Origin of the sequence: Sphingomonas sp., assembly GCF_036388215.1 — a bacterium.
Taxonomy (GTDB): Bacteria; Pseudomonadota; Alphaproteobacteria; order Sphingomonadales; family Sphingomonadaceae; genus Sphingomonas.
Genome location: NZ_DASVSH010000016.1, coordinates 64,086 through 81,186 on the forward strand (window position 1 = coordinate 64,086; position 17,101 = coordinate 81,186).

Below are 17,101 nucleotides of genomic sequence, written 5' to 3' on the forward strand. Positions count from 1 at the left end.
TGCGCAACCCTCTCCCCCTTGCAGGGGGCGAGGGGTGATTAGCTCACCGCTGAATGTCGATACATCCTAGAGCCCCATCTTCACCGCATAGCCAGTCTGCCCCGGCACGCTGACTTCAAACCGGAAAAGGTCGCCGGCCTCGGGGCTGGCGGCCTTTTCTTCTGCCGACAGATGCTTGTTGGCGGTGGTGGCATAGACCGTCTTCAGATCGGGTCCGCCGAATGCGATCTTGGTAATGGCATCCACGGGGAAGGCGACTGTTTCCAGCAATTCCCCGCCTGGCGAGTAACGCCGCACGGCCGATCCCATGTACAGCCCCACCCATATGCAGCCTTCGCTATCGACGGTCGGCCCGTCCGGATGCCCCTCGGCATTGGGGATGCGCGCGAACTCCCGCCGGTTTGCCAGCGCGCCATCGGAGCCGACCTCGCAGGCGTAGATTATCCCCCGCCGCGTATCGACATGATAGAGCGTGCGCCCGTCGGGGCTCAGCGCCGGCCCGTTGGTGATGGCGATGCGCGGGCTTTCGGCGACGCAGCTTCCATCGGCCGCGAGTCGATAGATCGCGCCCGTGTCCGCCGACTCCCCGTCGTCCATCGTCCCAAACCACAGCCGGCCGGCTGGATCGACCGTCCCGTCGTTAAGCCGGTTGCCGGGCCGGTCGGGCTCGGGATCGCAGAATGGCGCAAAGCTGCCGTCTTGCGGGTCGAAGCGCGCCAGGCCCGTCTTCAGCCCCGCTATCAGGCCGCCGCCCTTGGCGGGCAGCACGAAACCCACCTGGTCGGGCGCGTCCCAGCTCGTCTTGCTGCCCGCCACGGGATCGAGCCGGTGGACCTTCCGGCTCTTGATATCGACGAACCACAAAACGCCGTCGATCCACACCGGCCCTTCGAGCAACGGCGCCTGAAGATGCCAGACGCTCACTGGTTGAGAAGTCGCGACTCCACCCACATCGAACTCCTTTTTCGTGCGCGAATTTGACCGGTAAGGCCCGCGCGGCTACCCGCTCATGACCAATATATCGGACAATTAAAAGCATGCGGATCGACGATCTTGAGGGCAAGCGCGTCTTCATACTGGGCGGAAGCACCGGCATCGGCGCGGCGACGGCGCGGGCCTTCGCGGCGCAGGGCGCGCGGGTCGCGATCCATTACAATCGCAGCGCCGGGCCGGCCAATGCCTTGGCCGCGGAAATCGGGGGCCACGCCCTGGGCGGCGACCTGACCGAAACGGGCGCGGCGGCAAGCCTCGTGTCGAGGGCGATCGAAGTGCTGGGCGGCCTCGATATCCTGATCAACAATGCCGGCTCGCTGGTGGCTCGCGTTCCGATCGCCGACGCAGAGAACGCGCTGATCGACGATATCTTCGATTTGAACGCCCGCGCGGTGATCCAGGCCTCGCAAGCCGCGCGCGCGGCGCTGGCCCAGGGGCGCGATCCCTGCATCATCAACGTCGGCTCCATCGCCGCGATGGACGGCGGCGGCACCGGGGCGGGGCTCTATGCCGCATCCAAGGCCTATATCCATACGCTCACGCGGCATCTGGCCAAGGACTGGGCCAAATACGGCATCCGCGTGAATTGCGTCTCGCCCGGCGTGGTCGACACACCGTTCCACGCCGCGACTCCGCCCGAGCGCATGGCGGCGATGGAGGCTTCTGTCCCGATGGGCCGCATCGGCACGCCCGAGGACATCACCGGCACGTTCCTGTATTTCGCCTCGCCTTCGCTCAGCGGCTACGTCACGGGCCAGACGCTGCACGTGAATGGCGGGCAATATATGGGCTAGAACTCGAAGGGCGCAGTCGTCCTTCGGTCGCCCACCAGGAAAGCGTCCGCGACGATCTGGAGTGGGCGCATATCCACATCGCTCTCCCCCGCCGCGATCAATTCCGCGAAGCGCGCATAAAGCCGGGAATATTCGCGGTCGGGCGCTTTTTGCGGCGCTTCGCCCGGCAGGGTGATCACGCTCCCACCCAGCCCCAGCCGCAGCATTCCGGCATCGGTGTCGATCTCGATGTCCCAGGTCTGGTCGCCGGTCTGCAGGAAATCCAGATCCGCGGTGACGCTGGCCTCGCCCGAACGCATCGTCAGCCCCGCGGCCAGCGGCGCCCCGCGCCCCTCCGGCACGTCCATCCAGGCGTTTTCCAGGATCAGCGGCTCGGGCAATATCCGCGTGGCGATCGACAGCGCGTTGATCGCCGGATCGAACACGCCAAAGCCCCCCGCCGCCAGGATCCATTCCTGCCCCGGATGCCAGCGGCGAATATCCTCGCGCCACACAATGCGCACCGCATCGATTCGCTTACCCGCCAGCCATTGGCGCGCCGGCTCCACCGCCGCGGCTTCGCGCGAATGCCAGGTGGCGAACAAGGTCACGCCGGCCGCGCGCGCCTTGGCTTCGAGCGCGGCGATTTCGGATACCGTCGCGGCGGGAGGCTTTTCGAGCATCACATGCAGCCCGGCCTCGATCGCGGCCGCCGCCTGGGCGTATCGGCCTTCTGGCGGCGTGCAGAGCGACACGGCCTCCAGCCCCTCTCCGCCCGCGATCATCGCCTCCACGTCGTGATAGCCGGGCACGCCATCCACCTTGGCATTGCGGCTGGCGGCGGCGGCGAGCGCGAAGCGCGGCTCGCCCGCAAGCGCGGGCAAATGCTGGTCCCGCGCGATCTTGCCGATCCCGACCAATCCCAATCGGATCGCCTGCGAGACTTCAATCATTCCGCGCCCTTTTATTTATCGTATATATAGGTTCCTATTGCCGAGCCTTGCCGATATCAAGCAGCGCTTGGGGAAGCGCCGGGGATCATGCGAGCGCCGGGATCGATTCGGAGAATGCAATGAGCGGTGGAGAGGATTCGAACGACAAGCGCCCGCCGCTGAGGTCGCGGGCATGGTTCGACAACCCTGCCAATCCCGACATGACCGCGCTCTATGTCGAACGCTATCTGAATTACGGCATCAGCCTGGAAGAACTGCAATCGGGCCGCCCGATCATCGGCATCGCGCAGACCGGCAGCGATCTGGTTCCGTGCAACCGTCACCATATCGAGCTGGCCAAGCGCGTGCGCGAAGGCATTCGCGACGCGGGCGGCATCGCCATGGAATTTCCCACGCATCCGATCCAGGAAACGGGCAAGCGGCCAACGGCCGGGCTCGATCGTAACCTGAGCTATCTGAGCCTGGTCGAGACGATCTACGGCTATCCGATGGACGGCGTCGTGCTGACGATCGGCTGCGACAAGACCACGCCTGCCTGCCTGATGGCGGCGGCCACGGTGAACATCCCGTCGATCGCCTTGTCGGTGGGCCCGATGCTCAACGGCTGGTTCAAGGGCGAACGCACCGGCAGCGGCACGATCGTGTGGAAAGCGCGCGAGATGCTCGCGGCGGGCGAGATCGACTATAAGGGCTTTATCGAGTTGGTCGCCAGCTCCGCCCCGTCGACCGGCTGGTGCAATACGATGGGCACCGCGACCACGATGAACTCGCTGTGCGAAGCGCTCGGCATGTCGCTGCCCGGATCGGCGGCGATCCCCGCGCCCTATCGCGACCGCCAGGAAAACGCCTATCGCACGGGGCTGCGGATCGTCGAGATGGTCGCCGCGGACCGCAAGCCCAGCGACATCCTGACGCGCGAAGCCTTCCTCAACGCGATCCGCGTGAACTCGGCGATCGGCGGATCGACCAACGCCCCCATCCATCTGAACGCGATCGCGCGCCATATCGGCGTCGAGCTCAGCCTCGGCGACTGGGAGGCGCACGGCTCCGACATTCCTCTGGTCGTCAACCTGCAGCCCGCGGGCAAATATCTGGGCGAGGATTTCTACCGCGCCGGCGGCGTGCCCGCGGTGATGGGCCAGCTGCTGCGCGCCGGGCTGATCGACGGCAGCGCGCTCACCGTGAACGGCAAGACGATTGCCGACAATGTCGCCCATGCCGAAAGCGGAGACGCCGACGTCATCTTCCCGCTCGACGCGCCGATGAAGCCCGCCGCGGGCCTCACTGTGCTGTCGGGCAATCTGTTCGACAATGCCGTGATGAAGCTGAGCGTGATCTCCGATGCATTCCGCAGCCGCTATCTCAGCAATCCGGACGATCCCGAGGCCTTTGAGGGCGTCGCGGTCGTGTTCGACGGGCCGGAGGATTATCACCACCGCATCGACGATCCTTCGGTCGGCATCGACACCAACTCGATCCTGATCATGCGCGGCGCCGGACCGGTCGGCTACCCCGGCGGCGCCGAGGTAGTGAACATGCGCCCACCCACCGCGCTGATCCAGGCGGGCGTTCACGCGCTGCCGTGCCTTGGCGACGGGCGCCAATCGGGCACCAGCGGCAGCCCGTCGATCCTGAACGCGGCACCCGAAGCGGCAGTGGGCGGCGGGCTGGCGATCGTGCAGACCGGCGACCGCATCCGCATCGACCTGAAGAACCGCACCGCCGACATGCTGGTCGAACCCGCCGAGATCGAACGCCGCCGCGCCGCGCTGGCGATCGATTACATCCCCGAATCGCAGACGCCGTGGCAGGAGATCCACCGCGATCTGGTCGGCCAGTTCGATACCGGCGCGGTACTCGAAAACGCAGTCAAATATCAGCGCATCGCCCAGACGAAGGGCGTGCCCCGCGACAGCCACTAGGCCTGGAGCCGCGCGCTAGGGATTCACCGCGGCATCATCGATCAGTTCCAGCACGTCGGCGATCAGCGTCCGCATCGCGGCTCGCGCGGCGTCGGGGTCGCGCGCGGCAATCGCGTCGCGCACTGCGGCATGATCCTCGACGCTTGCGGATCGCCCCGCGATCCGATTGGTGAAGCGGATCGAGGTCCTGAGCGCAGTGCTCACCACGTCGCGGAACTGCGCATAGAATGGATTGCCCGAGGCGCGCAGGATCGCGACGTGAAAAGCGATGTCAGCCTCCAGCGTGTCTTCGAGGCCGCGCTCTGCCGCATGCATCCGCTCCAGCCCTAGTGAAATACTGCGAAGGTCTGCTTCGTCCGCGAAGCGCGCGGCAAGCGCCGCGGCCTCGGGCTCTATCGCCACGCGCAATTGATTGAACTGGCGCAGCAGTTCGAGCGAGAATTGCCGCTCCAGCAGCCAGCGCAGCACGTCGGTGTCGAACAGATTCCACGAATCGGTCGGCTGGATCACCGTGCCCTGGCGCGGGCGCGCGCTGAGCAGGCCCTTGGCGGTGAGCATCTTCACTGCCTCGCGCGTGACGGAGCGGCTGACACCATGCTGCTTGGCGAGTTCGGCCTCGGTGGGAAACGCTTCTTCGTCGTAGCGGCCGGTCACGATCGCGCGGCCCAGGCTGTCGAGCATGCCATAGGTCAGGTTCCGGCCCAGTTGCGGAAGCAACTGCTCGGTTCCGAGTCGCGAATGGGTCGCCATATATCCCCGCCTTGAGCCCCGCGCACTGTGTGCGTTCTAAGCGCCTTGCTTAAGCCGATCCGATGGCTGGACAAGTGCAATAAATAAGATAATTGATTGGCAACGCCGCTGCGCACCTGTGCGCGACGAGTGGCAAAAGCCACCGTGCAGCCATCCGGAAGGGGAAGCCGTGACCAGCCTATCGCAGATCGACCTGATCGTCGTCATCGTCTACGCCATCGGCATTTTCGGCCTGGCGCAATGGGTTAGCCGCGAGAAAGCGGGGCACGAAAAGGACACGTCGGACTATTTCCTGGCGTCCAAGTCGCTTCCCTGGTGGGCGATCGGCGCATCGCTCATCGCGGCGAACATTTCCGCCGAGCAGATCGTCGGAATGTCCGGCTCGGGCTACAAATTGGGCCTGGCGGTCGCTTCCTATGAATGGATGTCGGCGCTGACGCTGCTGATCGTCGGCAAATATTTCCTGCCGATCTTCCTCAAGAACAAGATCTACACGATGCCGCAGTTCCTGGAGCAGCGCTACGGGCGCGTGCTGCCGGTGATCATGGCGGTGTTCTGGCTGGCGCTCTACGTGTTCGTGAACCTCACTTCGATCCTCTGGCTAGGCTCGATCGCGGTGCACCAGGTCGCCGGAGTGAATCAGAACGCGGCACTGATCGGCCTGGGTGCCTTCGCGCTGCTCTATCAGCTATATGGCGGCCTCAAAGCGGTCGCGCTCACCGACATCGTCCAGGTCACCTTGCTGGTCCTGGGCGGTCTGGTTATCTCCTATCTTACCCTGGACCAGATCGGCGGCGGCCAGGGCGTGATCGCGGGCTTCGACGTGCTTACCCAACGCGTTCCCGGCCATTTCAACATGATCCTCGAGCCCAATCATCCCTTCTATAAGGATCTGCCGGGCATCGCCGTGCTGGTCGGCGGGATGTGGATCGCCAACCTCTCTTATTGGGGCTTCAACCAGTATATCATCCAGCGCGCACTCGCCGCCAAGAATATCGGCGAAGCGCAGAAGGGCGTCGCATTTGCCGCCTATCTGAAGCTGCTGATGCCCCTCCTGTTCGTCCTCCCCGGCATCGCCGCGGTAATCCTGGCACCCGGCCTCGCGGTAGGCGACGAGGCCTATCCCACGATGATGAAGCTGCTGCCGACCGGCCTGCTCGGCTTGGTCTTCGCGGCTTTGGTGGCGGCGATCGTCGCCTCGATGGCGTCCAAGATCAATTCGATCGCGACGATCTTCACGCTCGATCTCTACGCCAAGGGGCGTGGCATGAGCACGCGCGCCGAGGACGGCGTCGCCGTGGTCGAGGGCCAGGAAAAGCATCTCGTCCTCGTCGGTCGCTTGGTCGCGGCGCTTGCCGTCGTGATTGCCCTGATCGCCACGCGCCCGCTGCTCGGCAATTCGGATCAGGCCTTCCAGTTCATCCAGGAATTCTCCGGCTTCTTCACGCCCGGCATCACCGTGATCTTCCTGCTGGGGCTGTTCTGGAAGCCGGCGACCGAAGCGGGCGCGATCGTCGCGGCTGTCACCTCGGTGCTGCTCTCCTACATACTCAAGATGAGCATCCCGTCGGCGATGCTCCCCGATGCACTCAACGCCTATCTCTTCCCGTTCATGAACCGGATGATGTTCGTGTTCGTCGTCAGCCTGTTCCTGGCGATGGTGGTGTCGCTGCTGGTTCGGGGCCGCGGTGACGCCAATCGGGTTACGATGGAGGGCGTCACTTTTCGCACCACCACTGCGTTCAACGTGGCAGGCCTGGGCGTGATCCTCATCCTGATCGCGCTCTACGCGACCTGGTGGTGAGTTTCGGCGCGCGCTTCCTCGCCGTCGATTGGGGCACGACCAACCGTCGTGTCTTCCTGATCGAAGGCGGAGAGGTCGCGCGCACCGAGCGTGACGGCAAGGGAGTCACGACCGTCGAGGATTTCGCGGCCGAAGCGGCGGAGATGCGCGGGCGCTTCGGCGACTTGCCGATGCTGCTCGCGGGAATGGTTGGCTCAAATATCGGCTGGCGCGCGGCCCCCTACGTCCCGGCCCCCGCCGGCCTCGATGAACTGGCCGACGGCTTGCTCTGGATCGACGACCGCACCGCGATCGTCCCCGGGGTATCCAATGCGGCCCCCGCCGATGTGATGCGCGGGGAGGAGGTCCAGCTGCTCGGCGCCGTCGAGGCCGGCCTGGTGCCCGGCGATGCGCTGCTCGCCCAGCCGGGGACTCACTGCAAATGGGCCGAGATGGCGGGCGGGCGCATCCACAGCTTCACTACAGCCATGACCGGCGAGCTCTTCGCCCTGCTCCGCGCCCACGGACTTCTCGCCGCCCAGCTCGGCGCGGAAGTATCCCTGGGGCCGGCCTTTCGCGATGGCCTTGCCGAGGGCGCGAAGCGCGATCTCGCCGCGTCCCTGTTCGGCATCCGCGCCGCCAGGATGCTCGGGCAGCGCGACGACGCCGACGCGGCGAGCTTCGCCAGCGGTCTGCTGATCGGCAGCGACGTCGCCGCTCGGCTGGCGGTGGCCAACCACGACACGGTTCATATCCTCGCCGATCCGGCGCTTGGCGGGCTTTACGCCGCTGCGATCGAAGCGCATGGCCGCGCCGCGCGACTTGTCGACAGCCCCGCTGCGTTTGCCGCGGGAATCATTGCCATCGGAAGCCGATCATGAGCCATATCGCCGAATTCGACGCCGCCTTCGCGCGCTGCCCGCTCGTCGCCATCCTGCGCGGCGTGAAGCCCGAGGAAGTCGAGCGCATAAGCGAGGCGCTTGTCGAGGCTGGGTTCACGCTGATCGAAGTCCCCCTCAATTCGCCCGACCCGCTCGACAGCATCGCACGCCTGGCCAAGCGCTTCGAAGGCCGCGCGGTGATCGGCGCGGGCACGGTGTTGCGCGAAGCGGACGTAACCGCCGTTCGCGCTGCGGGCGGCACGATGATCATTTCGCCCAATGCCAATTTGCGGGTGATCGCCGCCAGCTCCGAGTCGGGCCTGGTTTCGCTCCCCGGCATCGTCACGCCGAGCGAAGCCTTTGCCGCGCTCGACACCGGAGCCACCGCGCTCAAGCTTTTTCCAGCGGAAGGATCGAGCCCCCAGGTGCTCAAGGCAATGCGCGCCGTCCTGCCCTCAAGCATTCGCGTCCTGCCCGTGGGCGGGATCGATCCGGGTAATATGGGTCCGTGGCGCGCGGCGGGGGCCGCGGGCTTCGGACTCGGCTCGGCGCTCTACAAGCCTGGCCTCACCGCCGAAGCAGTAGGCCAAAACGCCCGAGCCTTCATCTCCGCGCTGGCCGCGCTCTAATCACGCCGCGCCACGAAATCCGCCTTGACCCCCGCGACATAGGCTTCCCACGCCGCGCGGTCGTGGAAGTGCAGCCCTTTGCTCCACGCGCCGCCGGTATAATAGACGAACGGCTTGCCCGGGGTCACGCGGAGCAGGATGATGTAATTGTCCGCGTCCTGCACCACGTCGGCGATCATCGCGGGATCGACCAGCACGCCGACTCCCATCGCGCCCTTGTCGGGGTCCTCGGGGGTCCAGAAACTGAACCGGCCATTTGCCCGATCGGCGGTGAACACGCCCTGGCCCGGGGTGACGGTCGGCTTTTTCTGGATGCCGATACCGACCAGCATTTCGCCGGGCTGATCGGACCCGATCGTGGAGACCATCCGCGTGAAATTCGTGCCTAGCGGCAACGTGAAACGCCGCGTCTCCCATGCCTTGCGCGCGGTATCGACTGGCCAGGGCGCGTAATCCACTTCGAAATCGGCCACGTCCGGGCCGTCCTTCAGGATGCGATATTTAGCCCAGTTGCGTGAGGCCCAGAGCTTGTTGTTGGCCCAGATGCCCAGTCCGCCCGCCCCGCGCGTCGTGCCCACATTGTAGAAGTCGATCCCGTCGCCGTGATAATCGTGCTGCTTGCCGGTGCGCAGCTGGCGTTCCATGAACGGCCAGGCGACATTCTTGCCCCAGGCGTCGATGCCCGAGGTCGAGGGCGGCTCCTCTTTCTCCAGTGCAGGCCCATAGATGCGATGCGCGGTGCGGTCGTTTTCCCAGAGCAGGTCGTCGAAACGATAGGGGGCGAATTTGATGCTCGCGCGCGCGGAGCGGTCCGCGGGCGGAGTCAGCGGCAGCGTGATCTTCGGCATCACGATGCCGTCTGCGCGCGCGGCGGGGGCATCGGCGGGCGCTTGCTGCTGCGAAGGATTATAGGCCAGGTCGATCATCGCCTGGCGCTCGGCCATGCCGCGCTCCCAGCTCTTGATCGCTGCGGGATCACCATTTTCAGGCCGCGGGCGCAGCGCGATCGGCATCCGGACCGGCCCCGGCGGGTCGCGTTGCGGCTCGGCGATCGGCAGTGCGCTCACCGGCTTGCCCAGGTTCATTACCTCCACGCCGGCGAGCAACAGCCCGCCCGTGCCATATAGCGCATGATCGGTGGCGCGTGACGGCTCGGGCTGGTCCCCTGTGCGCTGGGCGAAGCCGAGCAGGCCATTGGGCTGGATGCGCTCCGCCAGCGCCGCCCACCCGCGTTGCACGCGCGGCAGATAGGCGGCGCGGTCGAGGATCCCGTGATTGATCCCCCAGGCCATCGCATAAGTGAAGAATGCCGAAGCTGTGGTCTCGCCGCCCGGCGGATCATTGGGATCGAGCAGGCTCGCGGTCCACAGCCCGTCGCCGCGCTGGAGCCTGGCGATGCTCGCCATCATCTTCTGGAAGACTTCCACATAGCGCGGGCGAGTCTGGTAGTTTGCCGGCATGGTATCGAGCAGGCGCGCAAGCCCGGCGACAACCCAGCCGTTTCCGCGGCCCCAGAATACCGGCTTGCCGCTTGCGGTCTTGCGCGTGACGAAGCGCTCGTCGCGATAGAAGAGATTATGCTCGGCCGACCAGAGCCGGTCGTAAACCCGCCACCATTGGACATCCATCGCCTGTAGATAGCTGTGGTCATGCGTGAGCGCCGCCATTCGCGCATAGACTGGGGGAGCCATGAACAACGCGTCGCACCACCACCAGACAAGCTTCGCCGGCGCGGGATCGGCCTGGAGCGACGGCAGCCCGAAATCCAGCCGCGCGCGCAAGGGCGCGATCTCGCCCGCCTCGCCGCTGCGTGCATAAAGCTCCTGATAGACATCGCCGATCGCGATATTGTCTGCGTCGAGCATGTTGTGCGTGGACCACGCGCCGAGCAGCCCGAAATTATAATGCTCGGCCACGTCGCGCAGATATTGCCGGGCGCCGGTCTCGTCGGAGACGCGCGCCAGCCGCTGGAGCCCGATGAGGAAAGTCGCCGAAATCCAGTTGGTGTTGATCGCGCCCATATTGCGCGGTCCGGGGCCGCGCTGGCCCACATAAAGCGGGCGGGCCTTGAGCAGCGCCATCTGCGCGGCGGCGCTGTGGTTTACCAGCGCGAGCACGCGCGCCGGATCGGGCATCGCCGCGCGATCGAAGCGCAGCGCTCCGGGCGGCAGCGGCGCGATTGCCGCCGGGGCGACCGGGGGTTCCGTCTGGGCAGATGCGGCGAAGGCGAGCAGCATCGCAGTGGCGGTGGTCAGGCAATGGCCAAAACGACGCATCCGGCTGATTTCCTTCATATCGTGGGTCTGCCTTGCTCTCATTCGCGCCCGGCGCCCGGCACGACCAATTGGAGCCCGCCATTTCCGGCATAGCGATGCTTGCGCGAGAGCATCACCATCTCCGCCCCCGCCAGCAGGACGGGGCCATAGCCGTGCGCCGCCAGGACGTTGACCGGCCGGTAATAATAATATGCGGGATCGAAGCCGATGCCTGTGCCGACGCACACATCCTCGACCTGCCCGTCCTTGTTCACCTTGGTGGTGATCGCGTGCCAAGCCAGGATCGCCATCGGGCCATAGGCCTTGGCATCCAGCCAGCCGCGGTTGATCCCGCGTGCGATCGAATAGGCGTACATCGCCGTCGCCGATGTCTCGAGATAGGAGTCCGGGCGATCGAGCAGCTGGTGCCACATGCCGTTGCCCGATTGATAACGCGCCAGTCCAGCGGCGTGCGCGCGATACTGTTTGAGCACTGCGGCACGGCCGGGATGGTTCTGCGGCAGCACGTCCAGCAGTTCGGTCATCGCCAGGATCGCCCAGCCATTGGCGCGCGCCCAATAGATCGCGGGGTGCGGGTCCATCGCCTGGACCCAGCCATGAAGGTACAGGCCCTTATCGTTCTGGAACATCCGCTTGGAGAATTGCAGCACCTGCTTCACCGCGTCGTCGAAATAACGCCGCTCGCCGGTCAGCGCCCCCATCTGCGCGATCGCCGGTATGCTCATATACATATCGTCGAGCCACAAGGTGTCGGCAAAGGGCCGGTTGCGGGCCAACGTGCCATCGGTCAGGCGAAACTGCTTGGTCGAGACGTAATCGAGATAATGGCGGATCATCGGCGTCAGGTCGCTGGCGCCGCCGCGCCGCTGCATCTTGATCACCGCCGCCGCCATCGCGCCCGAATCGTCGAGCGCGGCGGGAAACAATATCTGCTTCACCGGCACGTTGGCGGCGTTCGCGCCCGGCATCTGGCGGTAATGACCCGAGACTTCGGCGAGGAAGTTCAGCCGGTCGCGCACATATCCCGCATAGCGCGGATCGCCCGTGGCGTCGGCGGCGGCCAGCATTCCCGAATAGGTGACGCCCCATTCATAGCTGGTCAGGCTGAAATCGCCCTTGCGGATCGCCGTCCCCAGACCCGCATCCGCCACGCGACCGATCGCGCGGCCGCTCTCGCGATCCATCAGCCCCGTGGGCGTGGTCCGATCGACATAGGCGTGCACGCGATTGAGCACCTCGACGACCCTCGCTTCGTCGAGCGGCCCATAGGGCACCGGATATTTGGCCGGATTCCGGTGGATCGAGACGCTGACCGGCTCGGCAGCCTGCTGGGCTAATGCGCCGCCCGCCAGAAATAGCCCGAACCCCGCAATGGCGGCCGACAGCTTGCGCATTTCTCTCTCCTTCGCTCGTGCGCCGGCTTTCCCGCCCCATTCGAAGGGGGAGGCTGCGGCGTCGTTCTAGATAGCAATGCGTCGTTTGCGCATATGGATCAACGGGACAGCCATGCTCGCGCCGCCCCGTCCATGGCGAGTCTCACCTATTGAGCGGGCGCCAGCTCCACTGCGTAGATGTGCGGCACGCCTTCCATATTCGATCGGAAGATCAACCATTTGCCGTCCGGCGTGAAGTGGACGTTCGGCTCCAGCCGGTAATCGTGCTTCGACATGTCGACCAGCTTCTCGCTGTCGAACCGTCCCGGCGCGATCAGGCTTTCGGCATTGGGCGCGCGGATGCCCGCGACATCGGGGATGCCGCGCGGGCGGAACAGATAGATCCATTTCCCGTCGGGCGCATGCGCGACCATCTCGCTGTCGCCGCCATCGCCGGCGAACAGCTTCTGGTCCGGCGAGATATTGAAATGGACGGACCATTCGTTGCGATCGAGCGCATACCAGCGGCGCTTTTGCGTCTCCATGTCATAGCCGGCCACCCAGAAGACTTCGCCGCGCGGAGTCTGCAGGTCATACCAGATCGTCTTGCCATCGGGCGACCACCATTCATGCCCGGCGATCTCCATGTTCATCGTGCGCGTGTGGATCTTGGTGAGCTGGGTGCCGTCGGTGCGGATCGTCCAGATGCGGTCCACCTTGTGCCAGACGCCCTCGTGACAGAACATCAGCAGGTTCGGATCGGTTGGCGAAAATTGGAGATGGTTGAGCCAGTCGGTCGCGCGGCGGACCGTCTTGCGTTCGCCCGTGGCGATGTTGATCGTGAATATCTCCATCGGGATCTTCGCTTCGAGCCGGTCGTTCAGCCGCACTTCCTTGGCTTCGGCAAAGGTAAGCGGTTTCCCGTCCGGACCATTGGCGGCATATGCAGCTTGCCCGAAATTGGCCGCGGCGGCCCGCGAGCCGCCGGGTTGGAGCGGCATGTCGCGCTCGGCGCGCACGCCGGCGAGCAGCGTCTCGTCGGCATTCAGCGCCGCGATCCCGCCGCGCACTTCGGCGATCATCCGCGTCTTGCCCGTATCCATATCGGCGACCCACACTTGAGTCATCCGCGCGCCCGCGCCGCTGCCCGCCGAGGCGCCCGGCGGGGTGATATCGGCGCGCGTGTAATAAACCGTGCGGTTCTTGCGCCCGGTAAACAGGAGTCGAAGTCGCTCGCCGGAAACGATCGGGCGGATCGCCCATGTCTTGAGATCGACCGCGGCAATGCCCTCAGCCGTCGAGATCGCCATCAGGTCCCCCTGCGGCGTGAAGGCGTTCTCATTGAAATAAAGGCTGGCCATGCCCGGGGCGGTGGAGATGCGCACGATACGGTGCTTGGTCTTGGCATCCACCCATTCGCGCGGGGCCTGTGGCTGCGCATGCGCAAGCCCGGCGAATAGCAATGCCGCCGAAAGCAATCCCAGAAACCTCATATTCGCCTCTCCACTCAACCGGACCACGAAGCCGTCCTTTGGCGTGCGGAGAGAATCGAGCCTGCCCGCTTGGGGTCGAGATTAGCAGAACCGCGGCGGAGCGGCAGCCCCGCATTGCTGGCGCCGCTCATTTAGCGAGGTCAGGCAGTCGCCACGCAAGCGAAAGGGCGCTCGATGCCTGGCATGAGCCGGATCATCGAGCGCCCGTACGCAATGCAACGTTATGCCGCCCCTAAAGGGGTAGCCGCCCCCGGTCAGAACCCGAAGGACAGCGTGGTGCGGATGCCATGAAAGTCGAACTGGCTCGCGCTGCGGCGGAAATCGGTGCCGCCGGCGCCCGCGAGCAGGAACGGGTTGTTAGGCAGTGCAGTGCCCGCGCCCACGCGAACGCGATAGTCATCATCGTCGTAGCGCGTGTAGAGATATTCGAGGCCCATCGAAAGACCGCCGCCGAGCTTGTGCTCGACGCCGCCGCCCACGGCCCAGCCCCACACATCGTCCTTGCCGCGTCCGGTGAACGTGTTGGTGACGTTGGTAGTGCGGAAGCTGTGATCGACCTTGGCATAGGCGACGCCGCCGGTGACGTAGAACAGGGTGTTGTTGCCCGCGACATAGCCTGAGCGCACGCGCAAGCTCGCATTGTAATCGATCTTGCGGGTCATGGTGTAGGTGGCGGGCGTAGTGCTGAACGCGCTCACGCTGTCACGAATGCGCGATCGACCCACTTCGCCGACCAAGCCGACCGCCACGTTGGAATCTTGAATGTCAAAGCCGACGCGCGCTGAATATTCGGCATTGTCGCGGTCGTTCTCGCAGCCGCCGGCGACGGAGTTGGTCCGCCCGCGGCCGTTGCAGAAGCCGGGCGAAAACGCATTCGGCGCGCCGGCGGCGGACGTGACGACCGTATCTCCGAAGCTGCCGTTCAAGTCGCGATCGAACTGGATCGTCTCGCCTACGTCGTTATTCTGCGCCGAATAGCCGAAGGTGCCGCCGACATAGACGCCGCTGAAGGCTTCGTCCTGGGCAAAGGCGGGCGCGGTGGTCGCGATCAAACTGACGGCGCTGAGCAATAGAATCCGCATGAGGTTCTCCCTTGTTGATTGGAATGGCGAGGCAGATACGTTCGAGAAGGGCGAGCGGCTTCAAAGCTCAGGAGATCGTTCGGTCCTGTTGCCTCAGGGCAACACATGCGGTTGCCGGCAGCGAACGCCATGTGGATAAGTCCGGGCGGTCGCCTTGCGCCGCGGACTCTCCGCCCCCTATAGTTTGCGCATGGCCGAAGACCTGTTTGCTGCCCCCAACGCCGTCTCCGGCGCCTATGACGCCTCGTCGATCGAAGTGCTGGAAGGGCTGGAGCCCGTCCGCCGCCGCCCGGGCATGTATATCGGCGGCACCGACGAGCGCGCGCTGCATCATCTAGCCGCCGAAGTGCTCGACAATGCGATGGACGAAGCCGTTGCCGGCCATGCCAATCGCATCGAGATCACGCTGGAGCCCGGCAATCGCCTGACGGTCATCGACAATGGCCGCGGGATTCCGGTCGATCCCCATCCCAAATTTCCCGACAAATCCGCGCTCGAAGTCATCCTCTCGACGCTGCATTCGGGCGGCAAGTTCGATGGGAAGGCCTATGCAACGTCGGGGGGCCTCCACGGCGTCGGCGTCAGCGTGGTCAACGCGCTTTCGATCGACACTGTCATCGAAGTCGCGCGCGATCGGCAGCTCTATCGCCAGCGCTTCAGCCAGGGGCTGACCCTGGGGCCGCTCGAGCATCTGGGCGGCACGCCGAACCGTCGCGGCACGTCGGTCGCCTTTACCCCCGATCCCGAAATTTTTGGCCCCGAGATGCATTTCAAGCCCGCCCGCCTTCACAAGCTTGCGCGCTCCAAGGCCTATCTGTTCGCGGGCGTCGAGATCCGGTGGAAATGCGCGCCCGAGCTGATCGCGGACGACACCCCCGCCGAGGCGGTGTTCCAGTTCCCCGGCGGCCTGGCCGATCATTTGAAAGAGCAGATCGCCGGGCGCGAATGCGCCACCGCCGAATTCTTCGCGGGATCGCAGGACTTTCCCGGCGTCTCGAACGGGCGGGTCGAATGGGCCGTCGCCTGGCCGCTGTGGAGCGACGGCTCCTATAGCTGGTATTGCAACACCATCCCCACCCCCGATGGCGGCAGCCACGAACAGGGCCTGCGCACCGCGCTCACCCGCGGCATCCGCGCATTCGGCGAGCTCGTGGGCCAGAAGAAGGCCAAGGAGATCACGGCCGACGACGTGATGACCGGCAGCGAGCTGATGCTGTCGGTCTTCATCCGCGATCCGCAATTCCAGTCGCAGACCAAGGATCGGCTGACATCGCCCGAGGCGACGCCGATGGTGGAGCGCGCGGTCCGCGATCATTTCGATCATTTCCTTGCGGACAATATGGATCGCGGCAAGGCGCTGCTCGGCTATGTGCTCGAGCGGATGGACGATCGCCTCCGCCGCAAGCAGGAGCGCGAGGTCAAGCGCAAGACCGCCACTTCAGCGCGCAAGCTGCGCCTGCCCGGCAAGCTGACCGATTGCTCCGCCGACGATCCGGCCGGCACCGAGCTCTTCATCGTCGAGGGCGATAGCGCCGGCGGTTCGGCCAAGCAGGCGCGCGACCGCAAGACTCAGGCGATCCTGCCGATCCGCGGCAAGATTCTGAACGTCGCCTCGGCCACCTCAGCGAAAATCCTGGCGAACCAGGAAATCGCCGACCTCGTCCTCGCAATGGGCTGCGGAACGCGCAAGGACTGCGTGCCCGATAATCTGCGCTACGAGCGGATCATCATCATGACCGACGCGGACGTGGACGGGGCGCATATCGCCACGTTGCTGATGACCTTCTTCTTCCAGGAAATGCCCGATCTGGTGCGCCAGGGGCATCTCTACCTGGCGCAGCCGCCGCTCTACCGCCTCGTCTCGGGAAGCAAGAGCGCCTATGCCCGCGACGACGCGCGGCGCGCCGAGCTGGAAGCCACCGAGTTCAAGGGCAAGAAGGTCGAAGTCAGCCGGTTCAAGGGCCTTGGGGAAATGAACCCCAACCAGCTCAAGGAAACCACCATGGACCCCAGGACCCGCGGGCTGCTGCGCATCACCCTGCCTCAGGAATATGAGGAGCGGATGGGCGTGAAGGACCTGGTCGATCGGCTGATGGGCAACAACCCGGCGCACCGCTTCGCCTTCATCCAGGAAAACGCCGCGCGGCTCGAGGAAGAGGCAATCGACGCCTGACGCGCGGCCGGGCTTGGAGG

General features: G+C 65.4%; 13 protein-coding genes. 6 read left to right on the forward strand and 7 right to left on the reverse strand.

Features of this window, described 5'->3' with window-relative positions:
• Nucleotides 1-66 precede the first annotated feature (66 nt).
• Nucleotides 67-951: an SMP-30/gluconolactonase/LRE family protein gene (locus VF617_RS07015; protein WP_331014158.1), complete on the reverse strand. Its 885-nt coding sequence runs from the start codon at nucleotides 949-951 to the stop codon at nucleotides 67-69.
• A gap of 86 nt (nucleotides 952-1,037) precedes the next feature.
• On the opposite strand from VF617_RS07015, the gene VF617_RS07020 reads away from it, so the two are divergent.
• The gene (locus tag VF617_RS07020; protein WP_331014159.1) at nucleotides 1,038-1,787 is read left to right on the forward strand and encodes an SDR family NAD(P)-dependent oxidoreductase; all 750 of its coding nucleotides are present in this window, start codon (nucleotides 1,038-1,040) and stop codon (nucleotides 1,785-1,787) included.
• On the opposite strand, the gene VF617_RS07025 is transcribed toward VF617_RS07020, so the two are convergent.
• Nucleotides 1,784-2,719: a Gfo/Idh/MocA family protein gene (locus VF617_RS07025; protein ID WP_331014160.1), complete on the reverse strand. Its 936-nt coding sequence runs from the start codon at nucleotides 2,717-2,719 to the stop codon at nucleotides 1,784-1,786. The genes VF617_RS07020 and VF617_RS07025 overlap by 4 nt on opposite strands.
• 119 nt (nucleotides 2,720-2,838) lie before the next feature.
• Between VF617_RS07025 and VF617_RS07030 the strand changes: the two genes are divergently transcribed.
• Nucleotides 2,839-4,641 (forward strand): IlvD/Edd family dehydratase, encoded by a 1,803-nt coding sequence (locus VF617_RS07030; protein ID WP_331014161.1) that lies wholly within the window; start codon nucleotides 2,839-2,841, stop codon nucleotides 4,639-4,641.
• A 15-nt stretch (nucleotides 4,642-4,656) separates the two neighbouring features.
• Here VF617_RS07030 and VF617_RS07035 read toward each other — a convergent pair whose 3' ends face one another.
• On the reverse strand, nucleotides 4,657-5,391 hold the full coding sequence (locus VF617_RS07035; protein WP_331014162.1) for a FadR/GntR family transcriptional regulator: 735 nt from the start codon (nucleotides 5,389-5,391) through the stop codon (nucleotides 4,657-4,659).
• Nucleotides 5,392-5,560: 169 nt separating this feature from the next.
• On the opposite strand from VF617_RS07035, the gene VF617_RS07040 reads away from it, so the two are divergent.
• The 3 genes from VF617_RS07040 to VF617_RS07050 are packed head-to-tail and all read left to right on the forward strand — an operon-like array spanning nucleotide 5,561 to nucleotide 8,684.
• On the forward strand, nucleotides 5,561-7,195 hold the full coding sequence (locus tag VF617_RS07040; protein WP_331014163.1) for a sodium/sugar symporter: 1,635 nt from the start codon (nucleotides 5,561-5,563) through the stop codon (nucleotides 7,193-7,195).
• Nucleotides 7,186-8,055, forward strand: coding sequence for a 2-dehydro-3-deoxygalactonokinase (locus tag VF617_RS07045; RefSeq protein WP_331014322.1), 870 nt, complete (start codon nucleotides 7,186-7,188; stop codon nucleotides 8,053-8,055). Before VF617_RS07040 ends, VF617_RS07045 begins: the two co-directional genes overlap by 10 nt.
• Nucleotides 8,052-8,684: a 2-dehydro-3-deoxy-6-phosphogalactonate aldolase gene (locus VF617_RS07050; protein ID WP_331014164.1), complete on the forward strand. Its 633-nt coding sequence runs from the start codon at nucleotides 8,052-8,054 to the stop codon at nucleotides 8,682-8,684. Before VF617_RS07045 ends, VF617_RS07050 begins: the two co-directional genes overlap by 4 nt.
• On the opposite strand, the gene VF617_RS07055 is transcribed toward VF617_RS07050, so the two are convergent.
• From VF617_RS07055 to VF617_RS07070, 4 genes are all read right to left on the reverse strand, one after another.
• Nucleotides 8,681-10,960: a glycoside hydrolase family 88 protein gene (locus VF617_RS07055; protein WP_331014165.1), complete on the reverse strand. Its 2,280-nt coding sequence runs from the start codon at nucleotides 10,958-10,960 to the stop codon at nucleotides 8,681-8,683. The two genes, VF617_RS07050 and VF617_RS07055, sit on opposite strands and share 4 nt — an antisense overlap.
• A 38-nt stretch (nucleotides 10,961-10,998) precedes the next feature.
• The gene (locus VF617_RS07060; RefSeq protein WP_331014166.1) at nucleotides 10,999-12,354 is read right to left on the reverse strand and encodes a glycoside hydrolase family 88 protein; all 1,356 of its coding nucleotides are present in this window, start codon (nucleotides 12,352-12,354) and stop codon (nucleotides 10,999-11,001) included.
• Between the two features lie 146 nt (nucleotides 12,355-12,500).
• Nucleotides 12,501-13,826: an oligogalacturonate lyase family protein gene (locus VF617_RS07065; protein WP_331014167.1), complete on the reverse strand. Its 1,326-nt coding sequence runs from the start codon at nucleotides 13,824-13,826 to the stop codon at nucleotides 12,501-12,503.
• Between the two features lie 254 nt (nucleotides 13,827-14,080).
• Nucleotides 14,081-14,908, reverse strand: coding sequence for an outer membrane protein (locus VF617_RS07070; protein WP_331014168.1), 828 nt, complete (start codon nucleotides 14,906-14,908; stop codon nucleotides 14,081-14,083).
• Nucleotides 14,909-15,098: 190 nt separating this feature from the next.
• Here VF617_RS07070 and parE point away from each other — a divergent pair, with 190 nt between their 5' ends.
• Nucleotides 15,099-17,081, forward strand: a complete 1,983-nt coding sequence (parE, locus tag VF617_RS07075; RefSeq protein WP_331014169.1) for a DNA topoisomerase IV subunit B — start codon at nucleotides 15,099-15,101, stop codon at nucleotides 17,079-17,081.
• The last annotated feature ends 20 nt before the right edge of the window (nucleotides 17,082-17,101 follow it).

What these genes read in the sequence shown, in the direction of transcription:
- VF617_RS07060 (WP_331014166.1), bottom strand. Translation starts at nt 12,354, where the DNA reads ATGCGCAAGCTGTCGGCCGCCATTGCGGGGTTCGGGCTATTTCTGGCG.
- VF617_RS07070 (WP_331014168.1), bottom strand. Translation starts at nt 14,908, where the DNA reads ATGCGGATTCTATTGCTCAGCGCCGTCAGTTTGATCGCGACCACCGCG.
- VF617_RS07055 (WP_331014165.1), bottom strand. Translation starts at nt 10,960, where the DNA reads ATGCGTCGTTTTGGCCATTGCCTGACCACCGCCACTGCGATGCTGCTC.
- parE (WP_331014169.1), top strand. Translation starts at nt 15,099, where the DNA reads ATGGCCGAAGACCTGTTTGCTGCCCCCAACGCCGTCTCCGGCGCCTAT.
- VF617_RS07065 (WP_331014167.1), bottom strand. Translation starts at nt 13,826, where the DNA reads ATGAGGTTTCTGGGATTGCTTTCGGCGGCATTGCTATTCGCCGGGCTT.
- VF617_RS07020 (WP_331014159.1), top strand. Translation starts at nt 1,038, where the DNA reads ATGCGGATCGACGATCTTGAGGGCAAGCGCGTCTTCATACTGGGCGGA.
- VF617_RS07035 (WP_331014162.1), bottom strand. Translation starts at nt 5,391, where the DNA reads ATGGCGACCCATTCGCGACTCGGAACCGAGCAGTTGCTTCCGCAACTG.
- VF617_RS07030 (WP_331014161.1), top strand. Translation starts at nt 2,839, where the DNA reads ATGAGCGGTGGAGAGGATTCGAACGACAAGCGCCCGCCGCTGAGGTCG.
- VF617_RS07025 (WP_331014160.1), bottom strand. Translation starts at nt 2,719, where the DNA reads ATGATTGAAGTCTCGCAGGCGATCCGATTGGGATTGGTCGGGATCGGC.
- VF617_RS07050 (WP_331014164.1), top strand. Translation starts at nt 8,052, where the DNA reads ATGAGCCATATCGCCGAATTCGACGCCGCCTTCGCGCGCTGCCCGCTC.